The organism is Sphingomonas sp. PAMC 26605 (assembly GCF_000241485.1).
GTDB lineage: Bacteria > Pseudomonadota > Alphaproteobacteria > Sphingomonadales > Sphingomonadaceae > Sphingomonas.
Window position 1 is genome coordinate 1,804,934 of the sequence record NZ_JH584241.1, and the last position, 18,756, is coordinate 1,823,689.

At 68.4% G+C, this 18,756-nt stretch carries 19 protein-coding genes and 1 other RNA gene; 10 read left to right on the forward strand and 10 right to left on the reverse strand.

What is annotated here, in order from left to right:
- On the reverse strand, positions 1–514 hold a 514-nt coding region (locus RH90_RS08330; RefSeq protein WP_010185070.1), incomplete at its 3' end, for a c-type cytochrome.
- 134 nt (positions 515–648) lie between these two features.
- On the opposite strand from RH90_RS08330, the gene RH90_RS08335 reads away from it, so the two are divergent.
- Positions 649–1,554: a prephenate dehydratase gene (locus RH90_RS08335; RefSeq protein ID WP_010185071.1), complete on the forward strand. Its 906-nt coding sequence runs from the start codon at positions 649–651 to the stop codon at positions 1,552–1,554.
- A 220-nt stretch (positions 1,555–1,774) separates the two neighbouring features.
- On the opposite strand, the gene RH90_RS08340 is transcribed toward RH90_RS08335, so the two are convergent.
- The 5 genes from RH90_RS08340 to RH90_RS08360 form a co-directional block, all read right to left on the reverse strand.
- A complete protein-coding gene (locus RH90_RS08340) occupies positions 1,775–2,206 on the reverse strand; it encodes a hypothetical protein (RefSeq protein WP_010185072.1) in 432 nt (143 codons plus the stop codon).
- Positions 2,206–2,865, reverse strand: a complete 660-nt coding sequence (locus tag RH90_RS08345) for a SatD family protein (RefSeq protein ID WP_010185073.1) — start codon at positions 2,863–2,865, stop codon at positions 2,206–2,208. Before RH90_RS08345 ends, RH90_RS08340 begins: the two co-directional genes overlap by 1 nt.
- A 121-nt stretch (positions 2,866–2,986) precedes the next feature.
- Complete coding sequence (gene nudC, locus RH90_RS08350) at positions 2,987–3,853, reverse strand: NAD(+) diphosphatase (RefSeq protein ID WP_010185074.1); 867 nt, start codon at positions 3,851–3,853, stop codon at positions 2,987–2,989.
- Positions 3,854–3,866: 13 nt separating this feature from the next.
- Positions 3,867–5,225 carry a serine hydrolase domain-containing protein gene (locus RH90_RS08355; RefSeq protein WP_010185076.1) on the reverse strand — a complete coding sequence of 453 codons (1,359 nt, stop codon included), beginning with the start codon at positions 5,223–5,225 and terminating at the stop codon, positions 3,867–3,869.
- The gene (locus tag RH90_RS08360; protein ID WP_037493246.1) at positions 5,219–6,235 is read right to left on the reverse strand and encodes an A/G-specific adenine glycosylase; all 1,017 of its coding nucleotides are present in this window, start codon (positions 6,233–6,235) and stop codon (positions 5,219–5,221) included. Before RH90_RS08360 ends, RH90_RS08355 begins: the two co-directional genes overlap by 7 nt.
- Positions 6,236–6,288: 53 nt before the next feature.
- Between RH90_RS08360 and RH90_RS08365 the strand changes: the two genes are divergently transcribed.
- The 4 genes from RH90_RS08365 to RH90_RS08380 all read left to right on the forward strand — a co-directional run bounded on the left by RH90_RS08365 (position 6,289) and on the right by RH90_RS08380 (position 11,841).
- A complete protein-coding gene (locus tag RH90_RS08365; protein ID WP_010185079.1) occupies positions 6,289–6,825 on the forward strand; it encodes a DUF721 domain-containing protein in 537 nt (178 codons plus the stop codon).
- Positions 6,825–7,532, forward strand: a complete 708-nt coding sequence (locus RH90_RS08370) for a thioredoxin domain-containing protein (RefSeq protein ID WP_232280331.1) — start codon at positions 6,825–6,827, stop codon at positions 7,530–7,532. Before RH90_RS08365 ends, RH90_RS08370 begins: the two co-directional genes overlap by 1 nt.
- Positions 7,533–7,555: 23 nt before the next feature.
- Positions 7,556–8,302: a thioredoxin domain-containing protein gene (locus RH90_RS08375; protein ID WP_010185082.1), complete on the forward strand. Its 747-nt coding sequence runs from the start codon at positions 7,556–7,558 to the stop codon at positions 8,300–8,302.
- A 137-nt stretch (positions 8,303–8,439) separates the two neighbouring features.
- The gene (locus RH90_RS08380) at positions 8,440–11,841 is read left to right on the forward strand and encodes a chromosome segregation SMC family protein (protein WP_010185083.1); all 3,402 of its coding nucleotides are present in this window, start codon (positions 8,440–8,442) and stop codon (positions 11,839–11,841) included.
- A 5-nt stretch (positions 11,842–11,846) separates the two neighbouring features.
- On the opposite strand, the gene RH90_RS08385 is transcribed toward RH90_RS08380, so the two are convergent.
- Positions 11,847–12,149, reverse strand: coding sequence for a hypothetical protein (locus RH90_RS08385; protein ID WP_010185084.1), 303 nt, complete (start codon positions 12,147–12,149; stop codon positions 11,847–11,849).
- Positions 12,150–12,295: 146 nt separating this feature from the next.
- Here RH90_RS08385 and RH90_RS08390 point away from each other — a divergent pair, with 146 nt between their 5' ends.
- Genes RH90_RS08390 through RH90_RS08400 form a run of 3 tightly spaced genes read left to right on the forward strand, consistent with a single transcriptional unit; the run spans position 12,296 to position 15,411 of the window.
- Positions 12,296–12,739, forward strand: coding sequence for a hypothetical protein (locus RH90_RS08390; protein ID WP_157134557.1), 444 nt, complete (start codon positions 12,296–12,298; stop codon positions 12,737–12,739).
- A gap of 16 nt (positions 12,740–12,755) precedes the next feature.
- On the forward strand, positions 12,756–14,006 hold the full coding sequence (locus tag RH90_RS08395) for a putative DNA modification/repair radical SAM protein (RefSeq protein WP_010185087.1): 1,251 nt from the start codon (positions 12,756–12,758) through the stop codon (positions 14,004–14,006).
- Positions 14,007–14,016: 10 nt separating this feature from the next.
- Positions 14,017–15,411 (forward strand): UdgX family uracil-DNA binding protein, encoded by a 1,395-nt coding sequence (locus RH90_RS08400; RefSeq protein ID WP_010185089.1) that lies wholly within the window; start codon positions 14,017–14,019, stop codon positions 15,409–15,411.
- A gap of 9 nt (positions 15,412–15,420) precedes the next feature.
- On the opposite strand, the gene dinB is transcribed toward RH90_RS08400, so the two are convergent.
- Both dinB and ssrA read right to left on the reverse strand, forming a co-directional pair.
- Positions 15,421–16,515, reverse strand: a complete 1,095-nt coding sequence (gene dinB, locus RH90_RS08405; protein WP_010185090.1) for a DNA polymerase IV — start codon at positions 16,513–16,515, stop codon at positions 15,421–15,423.
- A 69-nt stretch (positions 16,516–16,584) separates the two neighbouring features.
- Positions 16,585–16,929, reverse strand: a transfer-messenger RNA (tmRNA) gene (ssrA, locus tag RH90_RS22550).
- Between the two features lie 94 nt (positions 16,930–17,023).
- Here ssrA and RH90_RS08410 point away from each other — a divergent pair.
- The gene (locus tag RH90_RS08410) at positions 17,024–17,455 is read left to right on the forward strand and encodes an RrF2 family transcriptional regulator (protein ID WP_010185091.1); all 432 of its coding nucleotides are present in this window, start codon (positions 17,024–17,026) and stop codon (positions 17,453–17,455) included.
- 179 nt (positions 17,456–17,634) lie between these two features.
- Here the strand turns inward: RH90_RS08410 and mscL are convergent, their stop codons facing one another.
- Entirely contained in the window at positions 17,635–18,063 is a 429-nt protein-coding gene (gene mscL, locus RH90_RS08415) for a large conductance mechanosensitive channel protein MscL (RefSeq protein WP_029625153.1), read from the reverse strand.
- Between the two features lie 84 nt (positions 18,064–18,147).
- Here mscL and RH90_RS08420 point away from each other — a divergent pair, with 84 nt between their 5' ends.
- Positions 18,148–18,732, forward strand: coding sequence for a LemA family protein (locus RH90_RS08420; protein WP_010185093.1), 585 nt, complete (start codon positions 18,148–18,150; stop codon positions 18,730–18,732).
- Positions 18,733–18,756 lie beyond the last annotated feature (24 nt).

Below are 18,756 nucleotides of genomic sequence, written 5' to 3' on the forward strand. Positions count from 1 at the left end.
AGCCTTGCGTGTTGAGATATAGGATCACGTCGGCGCGATCCTTCGCGTCGGTCAGGCCGGCGAAGGTCATCTTCGTCCCCGCGGCATAGGCACGCGGGCTGGTCAGCCATGTGTTGAGCTGCTCGAAATCCCACTTCTTGCCAGCGCCCGCGGTCTTGAGCGCGTCGGAGAAGGCATAGCCCGCCTTGCCCTGGGCGATCGCCTCGCCGACGGTCGCGTAGAGGTTCGGACCGATGCCGTTGGCGCCGCCCTGCGCGACGGTGTGGCACGCGCCGCACTTCTTGAACACATCGGCGCCGTGCGTCGCGCTCGCGGTGGCGAGCAGCTCGGCGATCGGCTTGTCGGGCGTGGCGGGGCCGCCACCACCGGCGTCGTCGGCCGGTGCCTCGATCGGATAGCCTTCCTTCTTCGAGGTGATCGGCGCGACGATCATGTGGCCGGCAATACCGAGCGCGAGCGCAGCTCCGCAGCTGCCCAAGATCCAGCCCGCAATCGTGTTGGTCCGGTTGTCCATGCTCGTTTTTCCGCCTCTGCCGCAGGAGGGCCCCCCTGAAGGGCCACGTAGTTGGTTTGACCCATAGATTCGCGCGGGGCGCACCGCAAGCCAAGCTTGCCGCAAGGATGCAAGGCGGTTACCGCCCGGCACCCATGGAAAATTTCGCCGAACCCGCCCGCGCGCTCGTCGCCCAGATGACCCAGGCCGCCGCCGCCGCGCCCGACCGCGCGGTCGCCTTCCAGGGCGCGCCCGGCGCCAATTCGCATATCGCCGCAGTGGAGGCGTTCCCCGACGGGCTGCCCTTGCCGTGCTTCGACTTCGCCGACGCGATCGATGCCGTGCGCGACGGGCGGGCCGATTGCGCGATCATCCCGATCGAGAATTCGCTCCACGGCCGCGTCGCCGACATCCATTTCCTGCTCCCCGAATCGGGGCTGGTGATCACCGGCGAGCATTTCCTCGGCATCCGCTACGCGCTGATGGGGCAGGGGCCGCTGGCGGGCGTGCGCGAGGCGATGAGCCATCCGCAGGCGCTCGGCCAGTGCCGCCACTGGCTGCGCGAGCGTGGCATCGCGCCGGTTGCCTATCCCGACACTGCGGGCGCGGCGGCGGTGGTGGCCGAGCGCGGCGACCCGACGCTCGCGGCGCTCGCCCCGCCGGGGGCGGCGGCGCTGTACGGGCTCGCGACGCTCGCCAGCGACATCGCCGATGCCGATCACAATACGACGCGCTTCGTCGTGCTGGCGCGCGCGGGGCATCCGACGCCATGGGAAGTGAAGGGCGCCGAGGGCGCGTGGATGACGACCTTGATCTTCGAGGTGAAGAACGTCCCCGCGGCGCTCTACAAGGCGATGGGCGGCTTTGCGACCAACGGCGTCAACATGACCAAGCTCGAAAGCTATCAGCGCGGCGGGAGCTTCGCCGCGACCGAATTCTACGCCGATGTCGAGGGCCGGCCGGGCGAGCCGGGGCTCGATCATGCGCTGGCGGAACTGGGGTTCCATTCGAAATGGGTGCGCGTGCTGGGGACGTATCGGCGCGCGCGGGCGCGGGGGTGAGGGCGAAGCTGGCGCGCCGTTGAGCGACAGCGGTTGCTTGACTCGATTGACCCCTGGGCGTGGTGTTTGCAACCGCGATCGTTTCCGTTTTTGCGCTAATGCGTTCGCGCAGGTTCGACGATTTCAAAGAGCGAATTGGTACATAGCATGAACGCCCGTTGTAGGACAGAGTTGTCGCCAGTTGGCGGATACGCGATGCCTGCGTTCCCGCGGAGGGTCGTCACGTCTTTTGCTGTATTTCGTCCATGCCGAGCAAGACCGTTGCGCGATGTCGCAAATCAATACCCACGCTATGGTCATAGGATTGCCAAGCGCCGGCAACGAGCATGGCCCACAGAATGCTGAACAGCGATCCGACCAGGAAGTATTCGGCAAAGTCGCGCCTATCCAACTCCTTGAAGCGTGACACGGTTTTGAGCGCGACGACAGCGGCGAGGATTTCCCAACGCTGTAGAATGACCCCGATCGCAAGGATGATCCGTTCAAGCGTGCCGATCCACCGGCCGGCGTTGTGCGCTGGCGCGGCGTCGCTAGCCGTCGCGTCTTTGAGTCCCGTCAGACTGAAGATCTGGCGACAAAGAACATTGCCAAACCAGGTAAGGAGGAAATATCCCGCGATCGTGTATGCCAGCGCGTGAAGGGTCTGTTGCATCACGCGCCTCCAGACTTGCGATCCATGGCAGCAAGGGCTTCGCGAACAGCGTGCCATTGGGTCATGTAGAGATCAAGCTCGCCCGACCGCTGAACTTTGTAAACCGTATGCACGGATACGTTGCGCTGCGCGGCAATGTCCGTTGCGCTCAAACCCTCGAGGGCGGCCAGAACATCACTGCGCTGTGTTTCGGTCCAGCGCCGCTCGATGGCGGTCAGGCTTGCGCCAATCGCGTCGAGCAACCGCTCCAGGAGAGGATCCGTTGGAAAGGAAAAGCGGTAGAGCGACGACGACCGCTTGTCGTTGAGCTTGGCACGGGCCGCGCCGAGTCCCGGCCCCATCATGTTCCACGCCCGCTGGTCGTTAAGCGGTGTACGAAGCGAAACCGCACCGATTACGAACCGACATTCGATGCCATGGCCAAGCAGTTCGAGCCGCATTGTGCGCGCAGCGCAGACCGCGTCGAGGAATGATATCATCAATCCCTGGAATTCATCACCTAGCGTGATGGTGAGCGGTGATGCCAGGGCGGGCCTTCGCTCATCGTTTTGGCGATCGACGGCATTGTTGAAATGATCATGTAGCGCCTCGATGGCCTCGCTGCTTTCGCTGCGTACCAGATCGCCCATCAGGGCCGCATAGGCGTGATCATTTGCCATATTAGGGGCAATAATAGTTTTTACCCAAATATGGGTCAACGCGCAAATTAGCCCAAAAAAGGGTCACCAGTCTGGAGGCGGATCGACGTTACAACAGGCAATGAGGCCCCCCAGGCGGTGATTACCCCTCAGCCCAAGCCTTCAGCAGCGTATACGCGATCGCATAAGGCGGCGGCGGCAGGAACGGCCCGTCGCCCCCCGCCAGCACCGCGCGCACCACGTCGCGCGACACCCAGATCGCATCCTCGAGCTCGTTGGTGTCGAGCGTGATCGCGTCGTCCTCGGCGCTGCCGACACAGGCGATCATCAGCGAGGAGGGGAAGGGCCAGGGCTGGCTGGCGATGTAGCGCACGCCCGTCACGCGGACGCCCGCTTCCTCCATGATCTCGCGCGCGACGGCTTCTTCGATCGATTCGCCGGGTTCGAGGAACCCCGCCAGCGCCGAATAGCGGCCCGGCGGGAAGCTCGGCTGGCGGCCGAGCAAAGCGCGGCCGTCATGCTCGGCGATCATGATCACCACCGGGTCGACGCGCGGGAAGTGCTCGGCCTTGCAGTTCGGGCAGGCACGGCCCCAGCCGGCGCGGAACAGCGCGGTCTGCGTTCCGCAATTGGCGCAGAACTGGTGGCGGCTGTGCCAGTCGAGCACCGAGCGCGCCGCGGCATAGGTCGCCGCCTCGCCGGGCGCGAACTGGTCGAGCAGCGCGAACAGCCGCGGCGAGCGCCCGGCCGGCGCGCGCATCCCCGGCAAATACGCCGCGAAATGCGGGCGACGCGCCTCATCGAAGCCGAGCAGGATCAGCTCGGCCTCCTCTGGCGTCTCGGCGAGCGAGGACCAGCCGAGCCGGCCCTCGCCATCGAGCTCGGGCTCGAAGCGGTCGAGCCGCAGCACGCGCGCGCGCCAGTCGCTGCGCGCCGAGGCCAGCCCCGCGGGATCGTGGCGCAGCGCATCGGCGCGGTCGAGCAGACCGCCGGTAAAGCCTGGGGACATCACGCTCTATCGATCACTTTCGCAGGAGATAGGGGGCGAGGTCGGCATAGACCGCCTTGGTCGATTCGGCGCGCAGCGGCCATTTGTCGCCCGGCAGGTAATTGACCATGATCGTCGCGCGGACCTGGTTGACCGGATCGACCCAAGCGATCGTGCCCGCCGCCCCGCCCCAGCCATAGGTGCCGTTGGCCGGGCCGCCGGGTGCGTCGTTTAGGGTCACCGACCCGCCCGCGCCGAAGCCCTGCGGGTTGGTCGTCCCGCCGGTCGCCGAGACCGCGCCGGGATAGATCACGCCGGTCGGCAGCAGGTTCGACATGGCGAGCTTGGCGGTGGCGGGCTTGAGGATGCGGACACCGTCGAGGCTGCCGCCGTTCTGCAGCATGTGGAGGAAGCGGTCGTAATCGCCCGCCGAGGTGACGAGCCCGGCGCCGCCATAGGGGAAGCTCGGCTTCTGGAGATAGACCGAGGTCGCGCCGGGATCGAGCGGGACGCGATTGTTGCCGGCGATGAAATAGCCCGTCGCGAGGCGGCGCGCCTCCGAGGCGGGGACCTGGAAATAGCTCGAATTCATCTTGAGCGGGGTGAAGATGCGCTGCTGGAGGAAGCCGTCGAACGATTGGCCCGACGCGACCTCGATCACGCGGCCGAGCACGTCGAGGCCGATCGAATAGCTCCATTTGGTGCCGGGCTCGGCGATCAGCGGGAGCGTCGCGACCTTGTTGGCGAAGGCTTCGAGCGTCGCGGGGCGCTTCAGCCGAAGCTGCGCCTCGGTCTTGGCGTCGGAGGTGAAGGGGGTGATGCCGGCGTCTTCATACGCTTTCAGCAGCGGGCCCTTGGTGATGATCGTATAGCCGAGGCCGGCGGTGTGGGTGAGCAGGTTGCGGATCGTGATCGGCTTGGTCGCGGGGCGCGTCTCGAGCGAATCGGGGCTGATCTGGACGCGCATGGTCTTGAAGGCGGGGATGAAGTCGCTGACCGGCTGGTCGAGGCGCATCTTGCCCTCCTCGATCAGGATCATCGCGGCCATCGCGGTGATCGGCTTGGTCATCGAATAGACGCGCCACAGGCTGTCCTGATCGGTCGCGGGGGCGCCGGGTTCGTCGCCGAGCTTGCCCGCGGCGACGACCATCGCTGGCGCATCGCCGCGGCCGAATACGCCGACCACGCCGGGGAATTGGTTGGCTGCGACATCGCCGCTGAACAGCGCCTGCGTGCGGGGGAGGGTTCCGGCCGTGGCGGGGGCGGGGGCCGCTGTTGCGGCCGGGGCCGGACGGAGGACGGGTTGCGGCTGCGCCATCTGCTGCGCGATCGCCGTGCCACTTGCAGCGACGAGCAATCCTGCCGCCGCGAACTTGAACCGCAATGCTACCATGTTGCCCTCCTGATGGCGTCTGCCGCCTTGGCGAAGACCGTCGGCAGGCCCGCCGAGTCGATCTCGGTCGCGTCCCACCATTCGCCGTTCGCGGCATGCCCATCCACGCGCGCGACCGCAAGCGACAGTTCGAGCCGGAAATGGGTGAAGACATGCGCGACGGTTTGGGGGAGCAGCTGCCAATCGGCGGGGAGCGGCGGATCGGCGAGGCCGGGTGGCGTATCGGCCCACGGCCCGGTCGGCAGCGCGCGCATACCGCCGAGCAGGCCGCGCGGCGGGCGGCGGACGAGCAGGACCTTGCCGGCGTGCTCGGCCCAGAAGATCGTGCCGTGGCGCTGCGGCTTGGCGAGCTTGGCCGCCTTGATCGGGAAGCCCTCGGGGTTGCCGAGGCGGTAGGCCTCGCAGACGCTCGAGAGCGGGCAGGCGAGGCAGCGGGGTGCGCGCGGGGTGCAGACCGACGAGCCGAGGTCCATCATCGCCTGCGCGAAATCGCCCGAGCGGGTGTCAGGGGTGATCTCGTCGGTCGCCGCGCGCACCTCGGGCATCCCGCCGGGGAGCGGCCGTTCGATCGCGAACAGCCGCGCGACGACGCGCGCGACATTGGCGTCGACCACCACCGCGCGCTCGCCGAACGCGATCGCGGCGATCGCGGCGGCGGTGTAGGCACCGACACCGGGGAGCGCGCGCAGGCCGTCTTCGGTCGTCGGGAAATCGCCCAGTGCGACGACGGCGCGGGCGCAGGCGTGGAGGTTGCGGGCGCGGGCATAGTAACCGAGCCCCGCCCACGCCGCCATCAGATCGGCCTCGGGCGCGGCGGCGAGCGCCTCGACGCTCGGCCAGCGTGCGACGAACGCCTCGAACTTCGGGCGCACCGCGGCGACCGTGGTCTGCTGGAGCATGATCTCGGACAGCCACACGCGGTACGGATCGGGCGCCCCATTGGTCATTGGGCTCCCCGGCGCGGCGCGCCACGGTAGGGCGCGCGCGTGGCTATCGTACCAATCGAGCAGGAGTTTCGCTGGGACGGCGGAAGGACGCTTGGCGGACACGGCCCCGCTATGGCATGGACAACGCAATGAGCAAGCGCGCCACTCCTGCACCCGTCGCCGAACGCCCGCGCGGTGGCCGTGCGCGTTCGGTGGCCGAGCTGCTGCCCGATGCCGGGCGCGCCGCGTTTCGCCGCTTCGGCTTCGTGCAGAGCGCGGTGGTCAGCCGCTGGAGCGAGATCGTCGGGCCGCGTTACGCCGGCGTGTCGTCGCCCGAATCGATCAAATTCCCGCATGGCGAGCGCGTCGGCGGCACGCTCAACTTGGTCGTGCGCGGCGCGCATGCGACGATGATGCAGCATATCGCGCCCGAGATCATCGAGCGGGTCAATCGCTTCTTCGGCTATGCCGCGGTCGCCAAGGTGCAGTTCCGCCAGGGCGACGTCCCCGTGCCGCGCCCGCGCGCGGCCCCGCCGTCGTTGAAGCCCGTGCCGGTCGATCTCGGCGCGAGCCTCAGGACGATCGCCGATCCCGAATTGAAGGCGGTGCTCGAGGCTTTGGCGGCGGGCGTCGCGGCGACGCGCGGGGCGCCGAGCGTGGGTGGAGACGAATGATGCGGTTTGGTCTGGCGGCGCTGGTGTTGAGCGCCGCTCTGGTGTCTTCGGTGCAGGCCGCGCCGCCGAAAAAGGCGCCGGCGCACGCCGCGTGGCTGCAGACGGTCGTCGCGACCCCCGAGGGCGGCGTGCGGATCGGCAATCCGGCGGCGAAGGTCAAATTGATCGAGTTCGGCTCGCGCACCTGTCCGCATTGCGCGAAGTTCGATGCCGAGGGCTTCCCCGCGCTGAAAGCCAGCTACATCCCGAGCGGCCAGGTGAGCTACGAATTTCGCGATTTTCCGATCCATGGCGCGCTCGATCTCGGGCCAATCCTGCTCGGGCATTGCGTGCCCGTGCGCGCGTTCTTCCCGATCCTTGATGCGATGATGACCAACCAGCAGACGCTGGTCGGGCGCAGTGATCAGGTCCCCGACGCCAAGCAGAAGGAGCTGGCGGGCGCGACTCCCAACGCCGTCGCGACCTATCTCGCGCAGTTCTATGGCTATACCGATCTCGTCGTGAAGCACGGCCTGCCGCTCGCCAAGGCGAACGCTTGCCTTGCAGATCGCAAGAGCATCAACACGCTCGTCGCGCGTACCGATGCCGCCAACAAGGCCTACGCCGTGTCGAGCACGCCGACCTTCGTGCTCAACGGCGCGGCGCAGGCCAGCGTCAACGACTGGGCAGGGCTCGAACCGCTCGTCCGCGCCGCGCTTGCCAAATGATCTTTCTGCCTAGGAGCCTATCGATGACCCCTCGTATCCTGTTGTCGGCGGTTGCCGCGTTGTCGCTCGCCGCGTGCGGTGGAAGCGGCACCAGCGCGGACGGCAACGTCGCCGCCGCGGCGCCGGTTGCCGCCAAGCCCGCCCCCGCCGGGCAGAACTGGACCCAAGTCGTGTCGAAGACGCCCGAGGGCGGCTATCGCATGGGCAATCCCGATGCGGCGATCAAGCTGGTCGAATATGGCTCGCGCACCTGCCCGACCTGCGGCGCGTTCGGCCAGACCGGCCAGAAGCCGTTGACCGATAACTATGTCTCCACCGGCAAGGTGAGCTACGAGTTCCGCGACTATCTGGTCCACGGCCAGCCCGATTTCGCGCCGAGCCTGCTCGGCCGCTGCGTCGGCACCGCGACCTTCTTCCCGCTGCTCGAGGCGATGTACATGGCGCAGCCGCAGTTCGAGGCGAAGCTCGCCGACCAGGCCGCGACCAATGCGCTGCAGACGCAGCTCCAGGGCAAGACGCCGAACGAGGCCGCCGCCGCCTGGGGCGACTATCTCGGCTATGTCGAGTGGGTGAAGCAGCGCGGCATCCCCGAGGCCAAGGCGCGCGCGTGCATCGCCGACAAGGCGGCGCTCGACGAGATCATCGGCATGATGAACAAGGGCGAGGGCGCGAGCGTGACGGGCACGCCGACCTTCATCCTCAACGGCACGAAGGTCGACGGCGTGAGCTGGCCCGATGTCGAGGCGGCGCTAAAGCGCGCAGGCGCGTAACGTTGGCGGGCGTGGGGGCGCTCGGTGTAGACCTGAGCCCCTCCCCTTCAGGGGAGGGGTTGGGGTGGGGCCGTGACAGGCACCAACCGCAGTCACTTCCCCACCCCCAGACCCTCCCCTGAAGGGGAGGGGAGTATATGCAGATCAAGCGGCTCCGCCTTTCCGGCTTCAAAAGCTTCGTCGACGCGGCCGATCTGCGGATCGAGCCGGGGCTGACCGGCATCGTCGGCCCAAACGGCTGCGGCAAGTCGAACCTGCTCGAGGCGCTGCGCTGGACGATGGGCGAGACCTCGGCGCGGTCGCTGCGCGGCGCGGGGATGGACGACGTCATCTTCGCCGGCACCAACACGCGGCCCGCGCGGGACTTCGCCGAAGTGTCGATGCTGATCGAGGCAGAAGGCGAGGAAAGCGAAGTCGTCCGCCGGATCGAGCGCGGCGCGGGGTCGGCCTATCGGATCGACGGGCGCGACGTGCGCGCGAAGGACGTGGCGTTGCTGTTCGCCGACTCGGCGACCGGCGCGCATTCGCCTGCGCTCGTCAGCCAGGGGCGGATCGGCGCGATCATCGCCGCCAAGCCGCAGGAACGCCGCGCGATGCTCGAGGAAGCCGCGGGGATCGCCGGGCTCCACGTCCGCCGCAAGGATGCCGAGCAGAAGCTGCGCGCGACCGAAGCCAATCTCACCCGGCTCGACGAACTGATCGCCGAGCAGGACGGCCGCGCCAACGCGCTGCGGCGGCAGGCGCGGCAGGCCGAGCGCTACCGCGCGCTCTCCGACCAGATCCGCATCGCCGAGGCGCGGATGATCTTCGCGCGCTGGCGCGATGCGCAGACGGCGGCGGACGCGGCCAAGGCCGAGGCGGTCGCCTGCGAGACGGCCGTCGCCGCCGCCGCCGAGGCGCAGCGCGCCGCCGCTGCCGCTGCGCTCGCCGCGACCGAGGCGCTGGCGCAAGCGCGCGGCGCCGCGCAGGCGCTGCGCGAGGCGGCAAGCGAGGCAGGGCACCGACTTGGCGGCTTGCGCGGCGAACAGGCTGCGGCGGTGCGGCGGACGCAGGAACTGGCGGCGGCCCGCCTTCGCCTGGCCGACGACCGCGCGCGCGAGGGCTCGCTCGCGAGCGACGCCGCCGAGGCGATCGCGCGGCTGGCGGACGAGAGCAAGCGACTCGACCTGGCGCTGGCCGAAGCGATCGCGCGCCTCCCCGAACTCGAGACGCGGCTGAGCGAGGCTGAGCGCTCGGGCCGCGATGCCGAGGTCGCGCTCGCGCAGGCGCTCGCCGCACAGGCGACCGAGGCCGCCGACGCGCGCGTCGCCGAAGCCGCGTTGGCAGCAGCGCGCGTGCGTGCCGAGCGCAGCGCGCGCGATTTTGCACGCGTCACGGCGGAGGGCGCTGCGCTTGGCGATGCCGCGCCGCTGGCCGCGCAGCGCACCGATGCGGCGGCGGCGCGCGAGCAAGCGTTGCACGACGGCGAGGACGCGCGCGCCGCGCTGACTCGCGCCGATGCCGACGAACGCGGCAGCATCGCGCAGCGCGACGGCGCGCAGGCCGCGCGCGCGACGGCGCATGCCAATCTCGCCGCGCTCGACAGCGAAGCGACCGCCCTCACCAAGGCGACGCGCCGCGATGGCCGCGACCGGCTGCTCGACCGGGTCCAGCCCGAGCCAGGCTATGAGCGCGCACTCGCGGCGGCGCTGGGCGACGATCTCGAAGCCGGGCTCGATCCTGCGGGCGAGCGCCATTGGGCAGGCGCAGCCGTCGCGCCTGGCGACCCGCCGCCGCCGCCCGGGACGACGTCGCTCGGTCGCTTTGTCGCCGCGCCGCCCGCGCTCGCCCGGCGATTGGCGCAGGTCGTGGTGGCGGAAAGCGACGAGGGGGCCGCGCTCGCGGTCGGGCAGCGCCTCGTGACGCTCGGCGGGGTGCTGCGGCGGTGGGACGGCTATGTCGCCAAATCTGGCGGCGCGGCGGCGGCCGAGCGGCTCGAGCGGATCAACCGCCTGCGCGCGATCACGGCGCTGCGCCCTGCTGCTGCTTCGGCGGTCGAGGCCGCGGATGCCGAGCTAGCTCGGATCGCCACGACGATCGCCGACGCACGCGCCGCCGCGGTGGCGGCACGGCGTGCGCTCGAAAGCGCCGAGGCGCGCGCGCGCGAGGCGGCGCGCGCCGAGGACCGCGCGACCGCGGCGATCGAGCGGATCGAGGCGCAGCGCGCCGATCTCGCGGCGCGGCGTGAGCGGATCACCGCCGAGCATGACGAAGCCGGTGCCGAAGTCGCGCGCGCCGCCGCGGTGCAGGCGGCGCTTCCCGATGGTAGCGCGACGCGCGAGCGGGTCCGCACGCTCTCGGCCGAAGCCGAAGCGCGGCGCAGCGCGATCGCGACCGCCCGCGCCGATCGCGCCGGGCTCGACCGCGACGTCGCGGGCGCGCGCGAGCGATTGGCGGCGATGGCGGCCGAGGCCAAGGGCTGGCGCACGCGCGCCGGAGAGGCGGCACGGCGGATCGCCGAGATGGACAAGCGCGACACCGACCTCGCTAGCGAAGCCGAAGCCTTGATCGGGCGGCCCGAGGCGCTCGCCGCCGAAGTCACGGCGCTGGAGCGGTCGCACGCCGCGGCGCGCGCCGAAGCCGAGACCGCTGCCGTCGCGGAACGCGCGGCGGAAGCCACGCTGCGCGACCGCGAAGCGCGCGCGGGAACGGCGGCGGAAACGCTCGCGCAAGCACGCGAGGCGCGTGCCGGCGCGACCGCGCGCGCGGAAAACCAGGAGTTGCGCCGCGTCGAGATGAACCGGCTGGCGGGCGAGCGCTTTCAATGCCCGTCGGTGCTGCTCCCCGAACGCGTCGGGTTCGACGGCGCCACGGTGCGCAGCCCCGCGGAGGAGTCTGCGGCGCATGAGAAGCTGATGCTCGATCGCGATCGCATCGGCCCGGTCAATCTCGTCGCCGAGACCGAGCTCGCCGAACTCGAGGCGGCCAGTTCGGGCAATGCCGCCGAGCGTGAGGAACTGGGGCTGGCGGTCAACCGGCTGCGCGGCTCGATCGGCACGCTCAACCGCGAAGGGCGGCAGCGCCTGCTCGCAGCGTTCGAAGCGGTCGACGGGCATTTCCGCCGGCTGTTCACGACGCTGTTCAACGGCGGCAGCGCGCATCTCGAACTGATCGATTCGGACGATCCGCTCGAGGCGGGGCTGGAGATCATGGCGCAGCCGCCGGGCAAGAAGCTCCAGTCGCTGACGCTGCTATCGGGTGGGGAGCAGGCGCTGACCGCGGTCGCGCTGATCTTCGGTCTGTTCCTGACCAACCCCGCGCCGATCTGCGTGCTCGACGAGGTCGATGCGCCGCTCGACGACGCCAATATCGAGCGCTTCTGCGGGCTGCTCGATGCGATGACGCGCGAGACGCAGACGCGCTATCTGATCGTGACGCACAATGCCGTCACGATGAGCCGGATGCACCGGTTGTTCGGGGTGACGATGGTCGAGCAGGGCGTCAGCCGGCTCGTCTCGGTAGATCTCGGCGGCGCGGAAAGTCTCCTCGCCGCCGAGTAGTCCGATCAGCAGCCGTTGCGACGGTTCTGCGCAGCGTCGTGACGCTTGTCGAGATGCTTGCCGAGCAGCGCACCGCCGACGCCGCCGGCAACCGTGCCGAGCACGCCGCCGCCGAGTGCGTTACCGGCGAGCGCACCACCGGCACCGCCGACGAGCAGGCCGGTCGTGCCCGACGAGCGACGGCAGTTATAGTGGCGGCTCGACTTGCCGTAATAGTGACGGCGCGCCTCGGCCTTGTCGGTGGGAACGGCCATCGTCGCCGGAATGACGAGCGACGCGGCGGCAAGCGAAAGGAAGAGGTGACGCATGATTTATAAATCCCTTTGTCGTTAAGTCCGGGGGCGTAACGTTCGGCCTGTGCGGGGGGTTGCATCGCCGAACGAACAATGTGGTTTGCCCGCTGCGGGATGAACCTGGGTTGAGCGACAGGTTCGGCGAGGAGAAAGGAAAGCATATGGATGTTGCGACGCAAGACCTTTCGGTACGCCGGACACCGCCCGACCGGGCGATACCTACAACGGTGACGACGGGTTGGTGGGCGTGCGATCTTGTCACCGAGGCGTTGACGTGGAGCGACGGCGTGTACGACCTGTTCGATTTCCCGCGCGCAAGTGTTTTGGATCGCGCCGAAACCGCGGCGCGCTATACGCCGGTGTCGCGCATCGCGCTCGAATGCCTGCGGGTCGCCGCGATCCGCGACAAGACCGGTTTCACGCTCGACGCCGAGCTCGATCTCGGCACCGGGCGACGCTGGGTGCGGATCGTCGCGCAGGTCGAATGCGTCGACGGAAAGGCGATGCGGCTGTTCGGAACGAAGAGCGACGTGACGCATGAGAAGCTGGGGGGGCTGCGGTCGGACTTCCAACGGACGGCAATGGGTTGCGCGCGCAAAGTTTAGAACATATATCGAACACATGGCGCAACTCGACGTTCAGCAGAAACTCGCGATCCTCGCCGATGCCGCCAAATACGATGCCTCTTGCGCATCGTCCGGCTCGGTCAAGCGCACGTCGCGCGACGGCAAGGGGGTCGGCTCGACCGATCAGGGGATGGGCATCTGCCATGCCTATGCGCCCGACGGTCGCTGCATTTCGCTGCTGAAGATCCTGCTCACCAACAGCTGCATCTTCGACTGCCATTATTGCATCAACCGCAAGAGTTCGAACGTGCGGCGTGCGCGCTTCACCGCGGCGGAGGTGGTGCGGCTGACGCTGTCTTTCTATCGGCGCAATTATATCGAGGGGCTGTTCCTGTCGTCGGGGATCATCGGATCGTCGAACTATACGATGGAGCAGATGGTCGAGGTTGCGCGCAGTTTGCGCGAGGATCATGATTTTCGCGGCTATATCCACCTCAAGACGATCCCCGACGCCGATCCCGAGCTCGTTCACCAGGCCGGGCTCCACGCCGATCGCCTGTCGATCAACGTCGAACTGCCGACCGTCGCCGGCCTGACGCGGCTTGCGCCCGAGAAATCGGCAGCGCGGATCGAAGGTGCGATGGCCGACACCAAGACCGCGATCCTCGATACGAGCGACGCCAAGAAGCGTTTTAAGTCGGCGCCGCGCTTCGCGCCCGCGGGCCAGTCGACGCAGATGATCGTCGGGGCGGATGCCGCGACCGATGGCGACATCGTCGCCAAGGCGTCGACGTTGTACGACCGCTTCGGCCTGCGCCGCGTCTATTATTCGGCGTTCAGCCCGATCCCCGATGCGAGCGCGGTGCTTCCGCTTCAGCGGCCGCCGCTGATGCGCGAGCACCGGCTGTACCAGTCGGACTGGCTAATGCGCTTCTACGAATACACCCCGGCCGATGTTGTCGCGGCGGCCGATGCGACGACGGGGATGCTGCCGCTCGACATCGATCCTAAGCTCGCCTGGGCGCTCAAGTTTCGCGGGTCGTTCCCGGTCGACGTCAACCGCGCGCCGCGCGAAGCACTGCTGCGCGTGCCGGGGCTCGGGGTGAAGGCGGTGACCGCGATCCTTGCGGCGCGGCGCTGGCGGCGGCTGCATCTCGCCGATGTCGCGCGGCTGACCGTGTCGGTCGCCAAGGTGCGGCCGTTCCTGATCGCCGAGGATTGGCGCCCGGTCGCGCTCAGCGATCGCGCCGAATTGCGGCCCGTGGTTGCACCCAAGAAGCAGCAACTGGAGTTGTTCGCGGCATAAGGGGAGCTGAATGCACGCGATCACTCTTGCCGAACCCGACGATTTCGACGGCTGGCGCGACGCTGCGCGCAGCCTCGCCGCGGCGGGCGTGGCGCCCGAGGACGTCGTCTGGCAGGGGGCGGGCAGCCCGACCGATCTGTTCGCCGCGAGCGCCGACACGACGGTGCCGACCGGCCCGGCCTTCGCCGTGCCGCGCGCGTTCATGGAGCTCGCGAAAAAGGTCGTGCTCCACCGCGATCCCGAGCGCTTCGCCTTGCTCTACACGCTGCTCGCGCGGATTCGCGTCCAGCCGGGCGCGATCGAGGATCATGCCGATCCGCTGCTCCGCCGGCTCGAGCATCTCGCGCAGGAGGTGCGCAAGGACATTCACAAGATGCGCGCCTTCCTGCGCTTCCGCGAGGTCGAGGAGGGCGGCGTGGCGCGGTTCGTCGCGTGGTACGAGCCCGAGCATCACATCCTGCGCACCAATGCCGGCTTCTTCCTCGATCGCTTCGCGAGCATGCGCTGGTCGATCCTCACGCCCGAGCTGTCGATCCATTGGGACGGCGAGACGCTGAGCGAGGGGCCGGGCGCCGCCAAGTCGGATGCGCCCGAGGGCGACCCGATCGAGGAAGTGTGGAAGACCTATTACGCGTCGATCTTCAATCCGGCGCGCGTCAAGATCGGCGCGATGTTGAAGGAGATGCCGAAGAAATATTGGAAGAACATGCCCGAGACGGCGCTGGTGCCCGGGTTGATTGCTGGCGCGCAGGCGCGAGAGAGCGGGATGATGGCAGTAGCGCGGACCAAGCAGGCGAGCGAGGCGGGCGGCAATATCGCGGCGTCCTGGGCCGCCTTGCGCGACGAGGCGGCGGGCTGCACGCGCTGCCCGCTGTACAAACCCGCGACGCAGACGGTGTTCGGCGGGGGGCCGATCGACGCCAGCCTGATGTTCGTCGGCGAGCAGCCCGGCGACCAGGAGGATCTGGCAGGCAAGCCGTTCGTCGGGCCGGCGGGGCAGGTTTTCGAGAAGGCTTTGGCGGCGGCGGGGATCGAGCGCTCGGGCGTCTATGTCACCAATGCGGTCAAGCATTTCAAGTTCGAGCCGCGCGGCAAGCGCCGCATCCACGCCAAGCCCGACGCCGGCGAGATCGACGCGTGCCGCTGGTGGATCGAGCAGGAGCAGTTGCTGGTGCGCCCGCAGGTGACGGTCGCGCTTGGCGCGACGGCGGCGCGCAGCCTGTTCGGGCGCGTGGTGACGATCGGCAAGGAACGCGGGCGCGCGCTGACGCTGCCCGGCGGCGGCGAGGCGTGGATCACGGTGCATCCGAGCTATCTGCTCCGCATTCCCGATCGCGCACAGGCGGATGCGGAATATGCGCGCTTCGTCGAGGATCTGCAGCGCGTTGGGGAACGGGTGGCGTAACGGCGCCGTTCACAACGGCAGGGTCGCCTGCTCGGTGGCTTCCTCGCCATCGTGAATCCCGGACAGTGTCAGCCCCAGCAGTCGCACCCCGAGCGGCACCGGAAGCTGCGCGTCGAGCAACTCGCGCCCGCCCGTGACGAAGCTTTCGCGGTCGAACGCGCCGCGGCTGAGCGAGCGCGCGCGGGTGATCGTGCGGAAGTCCGAGAAGCGCAGCTTGAGCGTCATCGTCCGCCCGCGCACGCCGTGCCGCTCGATCCGCACCAGCGCCGCCTCGGCGACACGGTCGAGCGCGGCGTGGAGATCGGCGGGGGACGCGATGTCGGTCTCGAAGGTGCGCTCGGCGCCGACCGACTTGGTCGCGCGGTTGCTGCGCACCGGGCGATGGTCGATGCCGCGCGCTGCGCCGTAGAGATAGTCGGCATAGCTGCCGAAATGCGCGTGGAGGAAGGCGAGCGGCCGATCGCGCAGATCGGCGCCGGTTTCGATCCCCAGCGCGGCCATCCGCGTCGCCGTCACCGGGCCGACGCCGTGGAAGCGCTTGACCGGCAGGCTCGCGACGAACGCGCTCCCACGCGCCGGCGGGATGACGCAGATGCCGTCGGGCTTGTTCTGGTCCGAGGCGAGCTTGGCGATGAACTTGTTGTAGCTCACCCCTGCAGACGCAGTGAGCCGCGTCTCGGCCTTGATCCGCGCGCGGATCTGTTCGGCGATCGCCTTGGCCGAGCCGAGGCCGTGGCGGTCCTCGGTGACGTCGAGATACGCCTCGTCGAGCGAGAGCGGTTCGATCTGGTCGGTATAATCGGCGAAGATCGCGCGGATCTGCTGCGAGATCGCGCCATAGACGTCGAAGCGCGGCGGTACGAACACCAGGTCTGGGCAGCGCCGGAGCGCGGTGACCGACGGCATCGCCGAGCGGACTCCAAAAACGCGCGCCTCATAGCTCGCCGCCGCCACCACGCCGCGCGCGCGCGATCCGCCGACCGCGACGGGGCGGCCGCGCAAGCTCGGATCGTCGCGCTGTTCGACCGACGCATAGAAGGCATCCATGTCGATATGGATGATCTTGCGCTGCGGGGGCGCGGGTGTGTCGGCGGAGTCGGCCATGCTTCGCGTAACGCTACTCGCCGCAGGATAGGTGGGGAGCTTCTGTTGCTCGGTGCCCCCCGGACCGCCGGTGTCCGCTTCTGTTGCCCGGTGCGGCCCGGACCGCGCTCTTGTAGGTGTAACTTAGGCCGTTAAGCCTTAGTGTTACGCCGCAATTGCGAGTGCATGGTTATCGTTTGCACTTGTGGTTATGAGCCTTGAACAGGTTACTCAGCCTGGGCAAAAACAGCGCCTTTCAATACACGTCGATCCTAGTTCGACCCCGTCATACCCCCTCGGGAGAGAGGGGGTGTGGTGGAGTCGCCGGGTACTGCCCCCGGGTCCGCTGCATCTATTCTACGCCGCACTTTATCACCATAGCCGGGCAAGCCCGGCACGAGCGATATAGGCATGTTACAGCCGCGTGAAAAGGGGCGTCGAAACGCGCCGTTGCAACGCGATGAAAAGGCCCGGTTTGACACCTTCCGCCTTTCACTCGCCACAAATCGGGTGCATGGGTTGATGTATCATGTTGACGCAACGTTCCCGTTACGCGCTCCGCGCGATGATGTTCCTGGCCGAAGCCGCCGCCGGAAGCCCGCCGATCCCGATGAACCGCATCGCCGCCGCGGCGAACGTGCCGCGCAAGTTCCTCGAGCTGATCCTCGCCGATCTGCGCGAGGCGGGGTTCCTGCACAGCCACCGCGGCAAGATGGGCGGTTACTGCCTGTCGCGCCCGCCGCATCTGATCTCGCTCGGCGAGATCATCCGGGTGATCGAGGGGCCGCTCGCGCTCGTGCCGTGCGTCAGCCGGACGGCGTATCGCTCGTGCAAGGATTGCAAGGACGAAGCGAGTTGCGCGATCCGCCACGCGATGATGCGCGTGCGCGACGAGACCGCGCGGATTCTGGATGGCACCAGCCTCGCGGATGCGACGGCCGAGGAGTTGGTCGCGGCCTGACTTGCTCCCCTCCCCTTTAGGAGCGGCGGGTGAACAGCGCCCCGCGCTGTTCAGGTGATGCCGGGGGCATGACCGACCCGACGCTGGGCTTGGGGTGGGGAAGTGCCTCGCAGAGACCTGACCCGTGCTTAGACGTCCCCACCCCAACCCCTCCCCTGAAGGGGAGGGGCTATAGCGCATCACCGCCGGCGCAGCTCGTCGCGGATCTCGCGCAGCAGCGTGACATCGGTCGGCTCGACCGGCTCGGCGATCACCTCGGGCGCCTTGGGCATCAGCCGGTTCACCGCGCGCACGATCAGGAAGATGATGAAGGCGACGATCAGGAAGTTGACCGCCGCGGTGACGAACGCGCCATAGCCGAACAGCGGCACGCCCGCCTTCTTGAGCGCGGCATAATCGGACGATCCGGCGAGCCCCGGCGGCACCTTGCCCAGCGCGACGAAGTAGCTGGAAAAATCAAGTCCGCCGAAGATCTTGCCGATCACCGGCATGATCACGTCGTCGGTCAGCGAGGTCACGATCTTGCCGAACGCCGCGCCGATGATCACCGCGACGGCGAGATCGAGCACGTTCCCCCGCGCGATGAATGCCTTGAACTCCTTGAACATCGCGACGCTCCTTCCGATTTCGTTTCGCGCGGCCATCGTATCTGGCTATCATGGTCGCACAAGGTCTGAAGGGATCCAAACGACATGAAGTATCGCACTCCGCTTGCTCTCGTTGGCGCCGTCGCGCTCGCCGGCTGCGGCCTCAACAGCGTTCCGACTGCCGAGGAAAATGCCAAGGCCAAATGGGCCGATGTCGAGAATTACTATCAGCGTCGCGCCGACCTCATCCCCAACCTCGTCGCCACGGTGAAGGCCGCCGGCGCACAGGAGAAGTCAATCCTGGTCGAAGTGACGCAAGCGCGCGCCTCGGCGTCGCAGGTCAAGGTGTCGGGCGCCGATCTCTCCGATCCCGCCAAGGTCGCCAGTTACGAGAAGGCCCAGGCGGGGCTGACGCTGTCGCTGCAGCGCCTCCAGGAGGCCTATCCCGAGCTCAAGTCGCAGGGCAATTACGCCACGCTGATGACGCAGCTCGAGGGCACCGAGAACCGCATCTCGACCGCGCGCCACGATTATAACGACGCGGTGCAATCGTATAACACGACGATCCGCACCTTCCCCGACGCGATCGGCGCGAAGGTATTCTATGGCGCCAAGCCGCTGGTACCGTTCAAGGCGACGAGTGCGGGGGCGGAAGAAGCGCCTGCGGTCAATTTCGGCAACAGCAACTAAGAAAACCGGGCCGGCGGCCCCCCA

What these genes read in the sequence shown, in the direction of transcription:
- RH90_RS08380 (WP_010185083.1), top strand. Translation starts at nt 8,440, where the DNA reads ATGCAGATCAAGCGGCTCCGCCTTTCCGGCTTCAAAAGCTTCGTCGAC.
- RH90_RS08340 (WP_010185072.1), bottom strand. Translation starts at nt 2,206, where the DNA reads ATGCAACAGACCCTTCACGCGCTGGCATACACGATCGCGGGATATTTC.
- RH90_RS08370 (WP_232280331.1), top strand. Translation starts at nt 6,825, where the DNA reads ATGCGGTTTGGTCTGGCGGCGCTGGTGTTGAGCGCCGCTCTGGTGTCT.
- RH90_RS08375 (WP_010185082.1), top strand. Translation starts at nt 7,556, where the DNA reads ATGACCCCTCGTATCCTGTTGTCGGCGGTTGCCGCGTTGTCGCTCGCC.
- nudC (WP_010185074.1), bottom strand. Translation starts at nt 3,853, where the DNA reads ATGTCCCCAGGCTTTACCGGCGGTCTGCTCGACCGCGCCGATGCGCTG.
- RH90_RS08335 (WP_010185071.1), top strand. Translation starts at nt 649, where the DNA reads ATGGAAAATTTCGCCGAACCCGCCCGCGCGCTCGTCGCCCAGATGACC.
- RH90_RS08420 (WP_010185093.1), top strand. Translation starts at nt 18,148, where the DNA reads ATGAAGTATCGCACTCCGCTTGCTCTCGTTGGCGCCGTCGCGCTCGCC.
- RH90_RS08400 (WP_010185089.1), top strand. Translation starts at nt 14,017, where the DNA reads ATGCACGCGATCACTCTTGCCGAACCCGACGATTTCGACGGCTGGCGC.
- dinB (WP_010185090.1), bottom strand. Translation starts at nt 16,515, where the DNA reads ATGGCCGACTCCGCCGACACACCCGCGCCCCCGCAGCGCAAGATCATC.
- RH90_RS08410 (WP_010185091.1), top strand. Translation starts at nt 17,024, where the DNA reads ATGTTGACGCAACGTTCCCGTTACGCGCTCCGCGCGATGATGTTCCTG.
- RH90_RS08385 (WP_010185084.1), bottom strand. Translation starts at nt 12,149, where the DNA reads ATGCGTCACCTCTTCCTTTCGCTTGCCGCCGCGTCGCTCGTCATTCCG.
- RH90_RS08365 (WP_010185079.1), top strand. Translation starts at nt 6,289, where the DNA reads ATGGACAACGCAATGAGCAAGCGCGCCACTCCTGCACCCGTCGCCGAA.
- mscL (WP_029625153.1), bottom strand. Translation starts at nt 18,063, where the DNA reads ATGTTCAAGGAGTTCAAGGCATTCATCGCGCGGGGGAACGTGCTCGAT.
- RH90_RS08355 (WP_010185076.1), bottom strand. Translation starts at nt 5,225, where the DNA reads ATGGTAGCATTGCGGTTCAAGTTCGCGGCGGCAGGATTGCTCGTCGCT.
- RH90_RS08345 (WP_010185073.1), bottom strand. Translation starts at nt 2,865, where the DNA reads ATGGCAAATGATCACGCCTATGCGGCCCTGATGGGCGATCTGGTACGC.
- RH90_RS08390 (WP_157134557.1), top strand. Translation starts at nt 12,296, where the DNA reads ATGGATGTTGCGACGCAAGACCTTTCGGTACGCCGGACACCGCCCGAC.
- RH90_RS08395 (WP_010185087.1), top strand. Translation starts at nt 12,756, where the DNA reads ATGGCGCAACTCGACGTTCAGCAGAAACTCGCGATCCTCGCCGATGCC.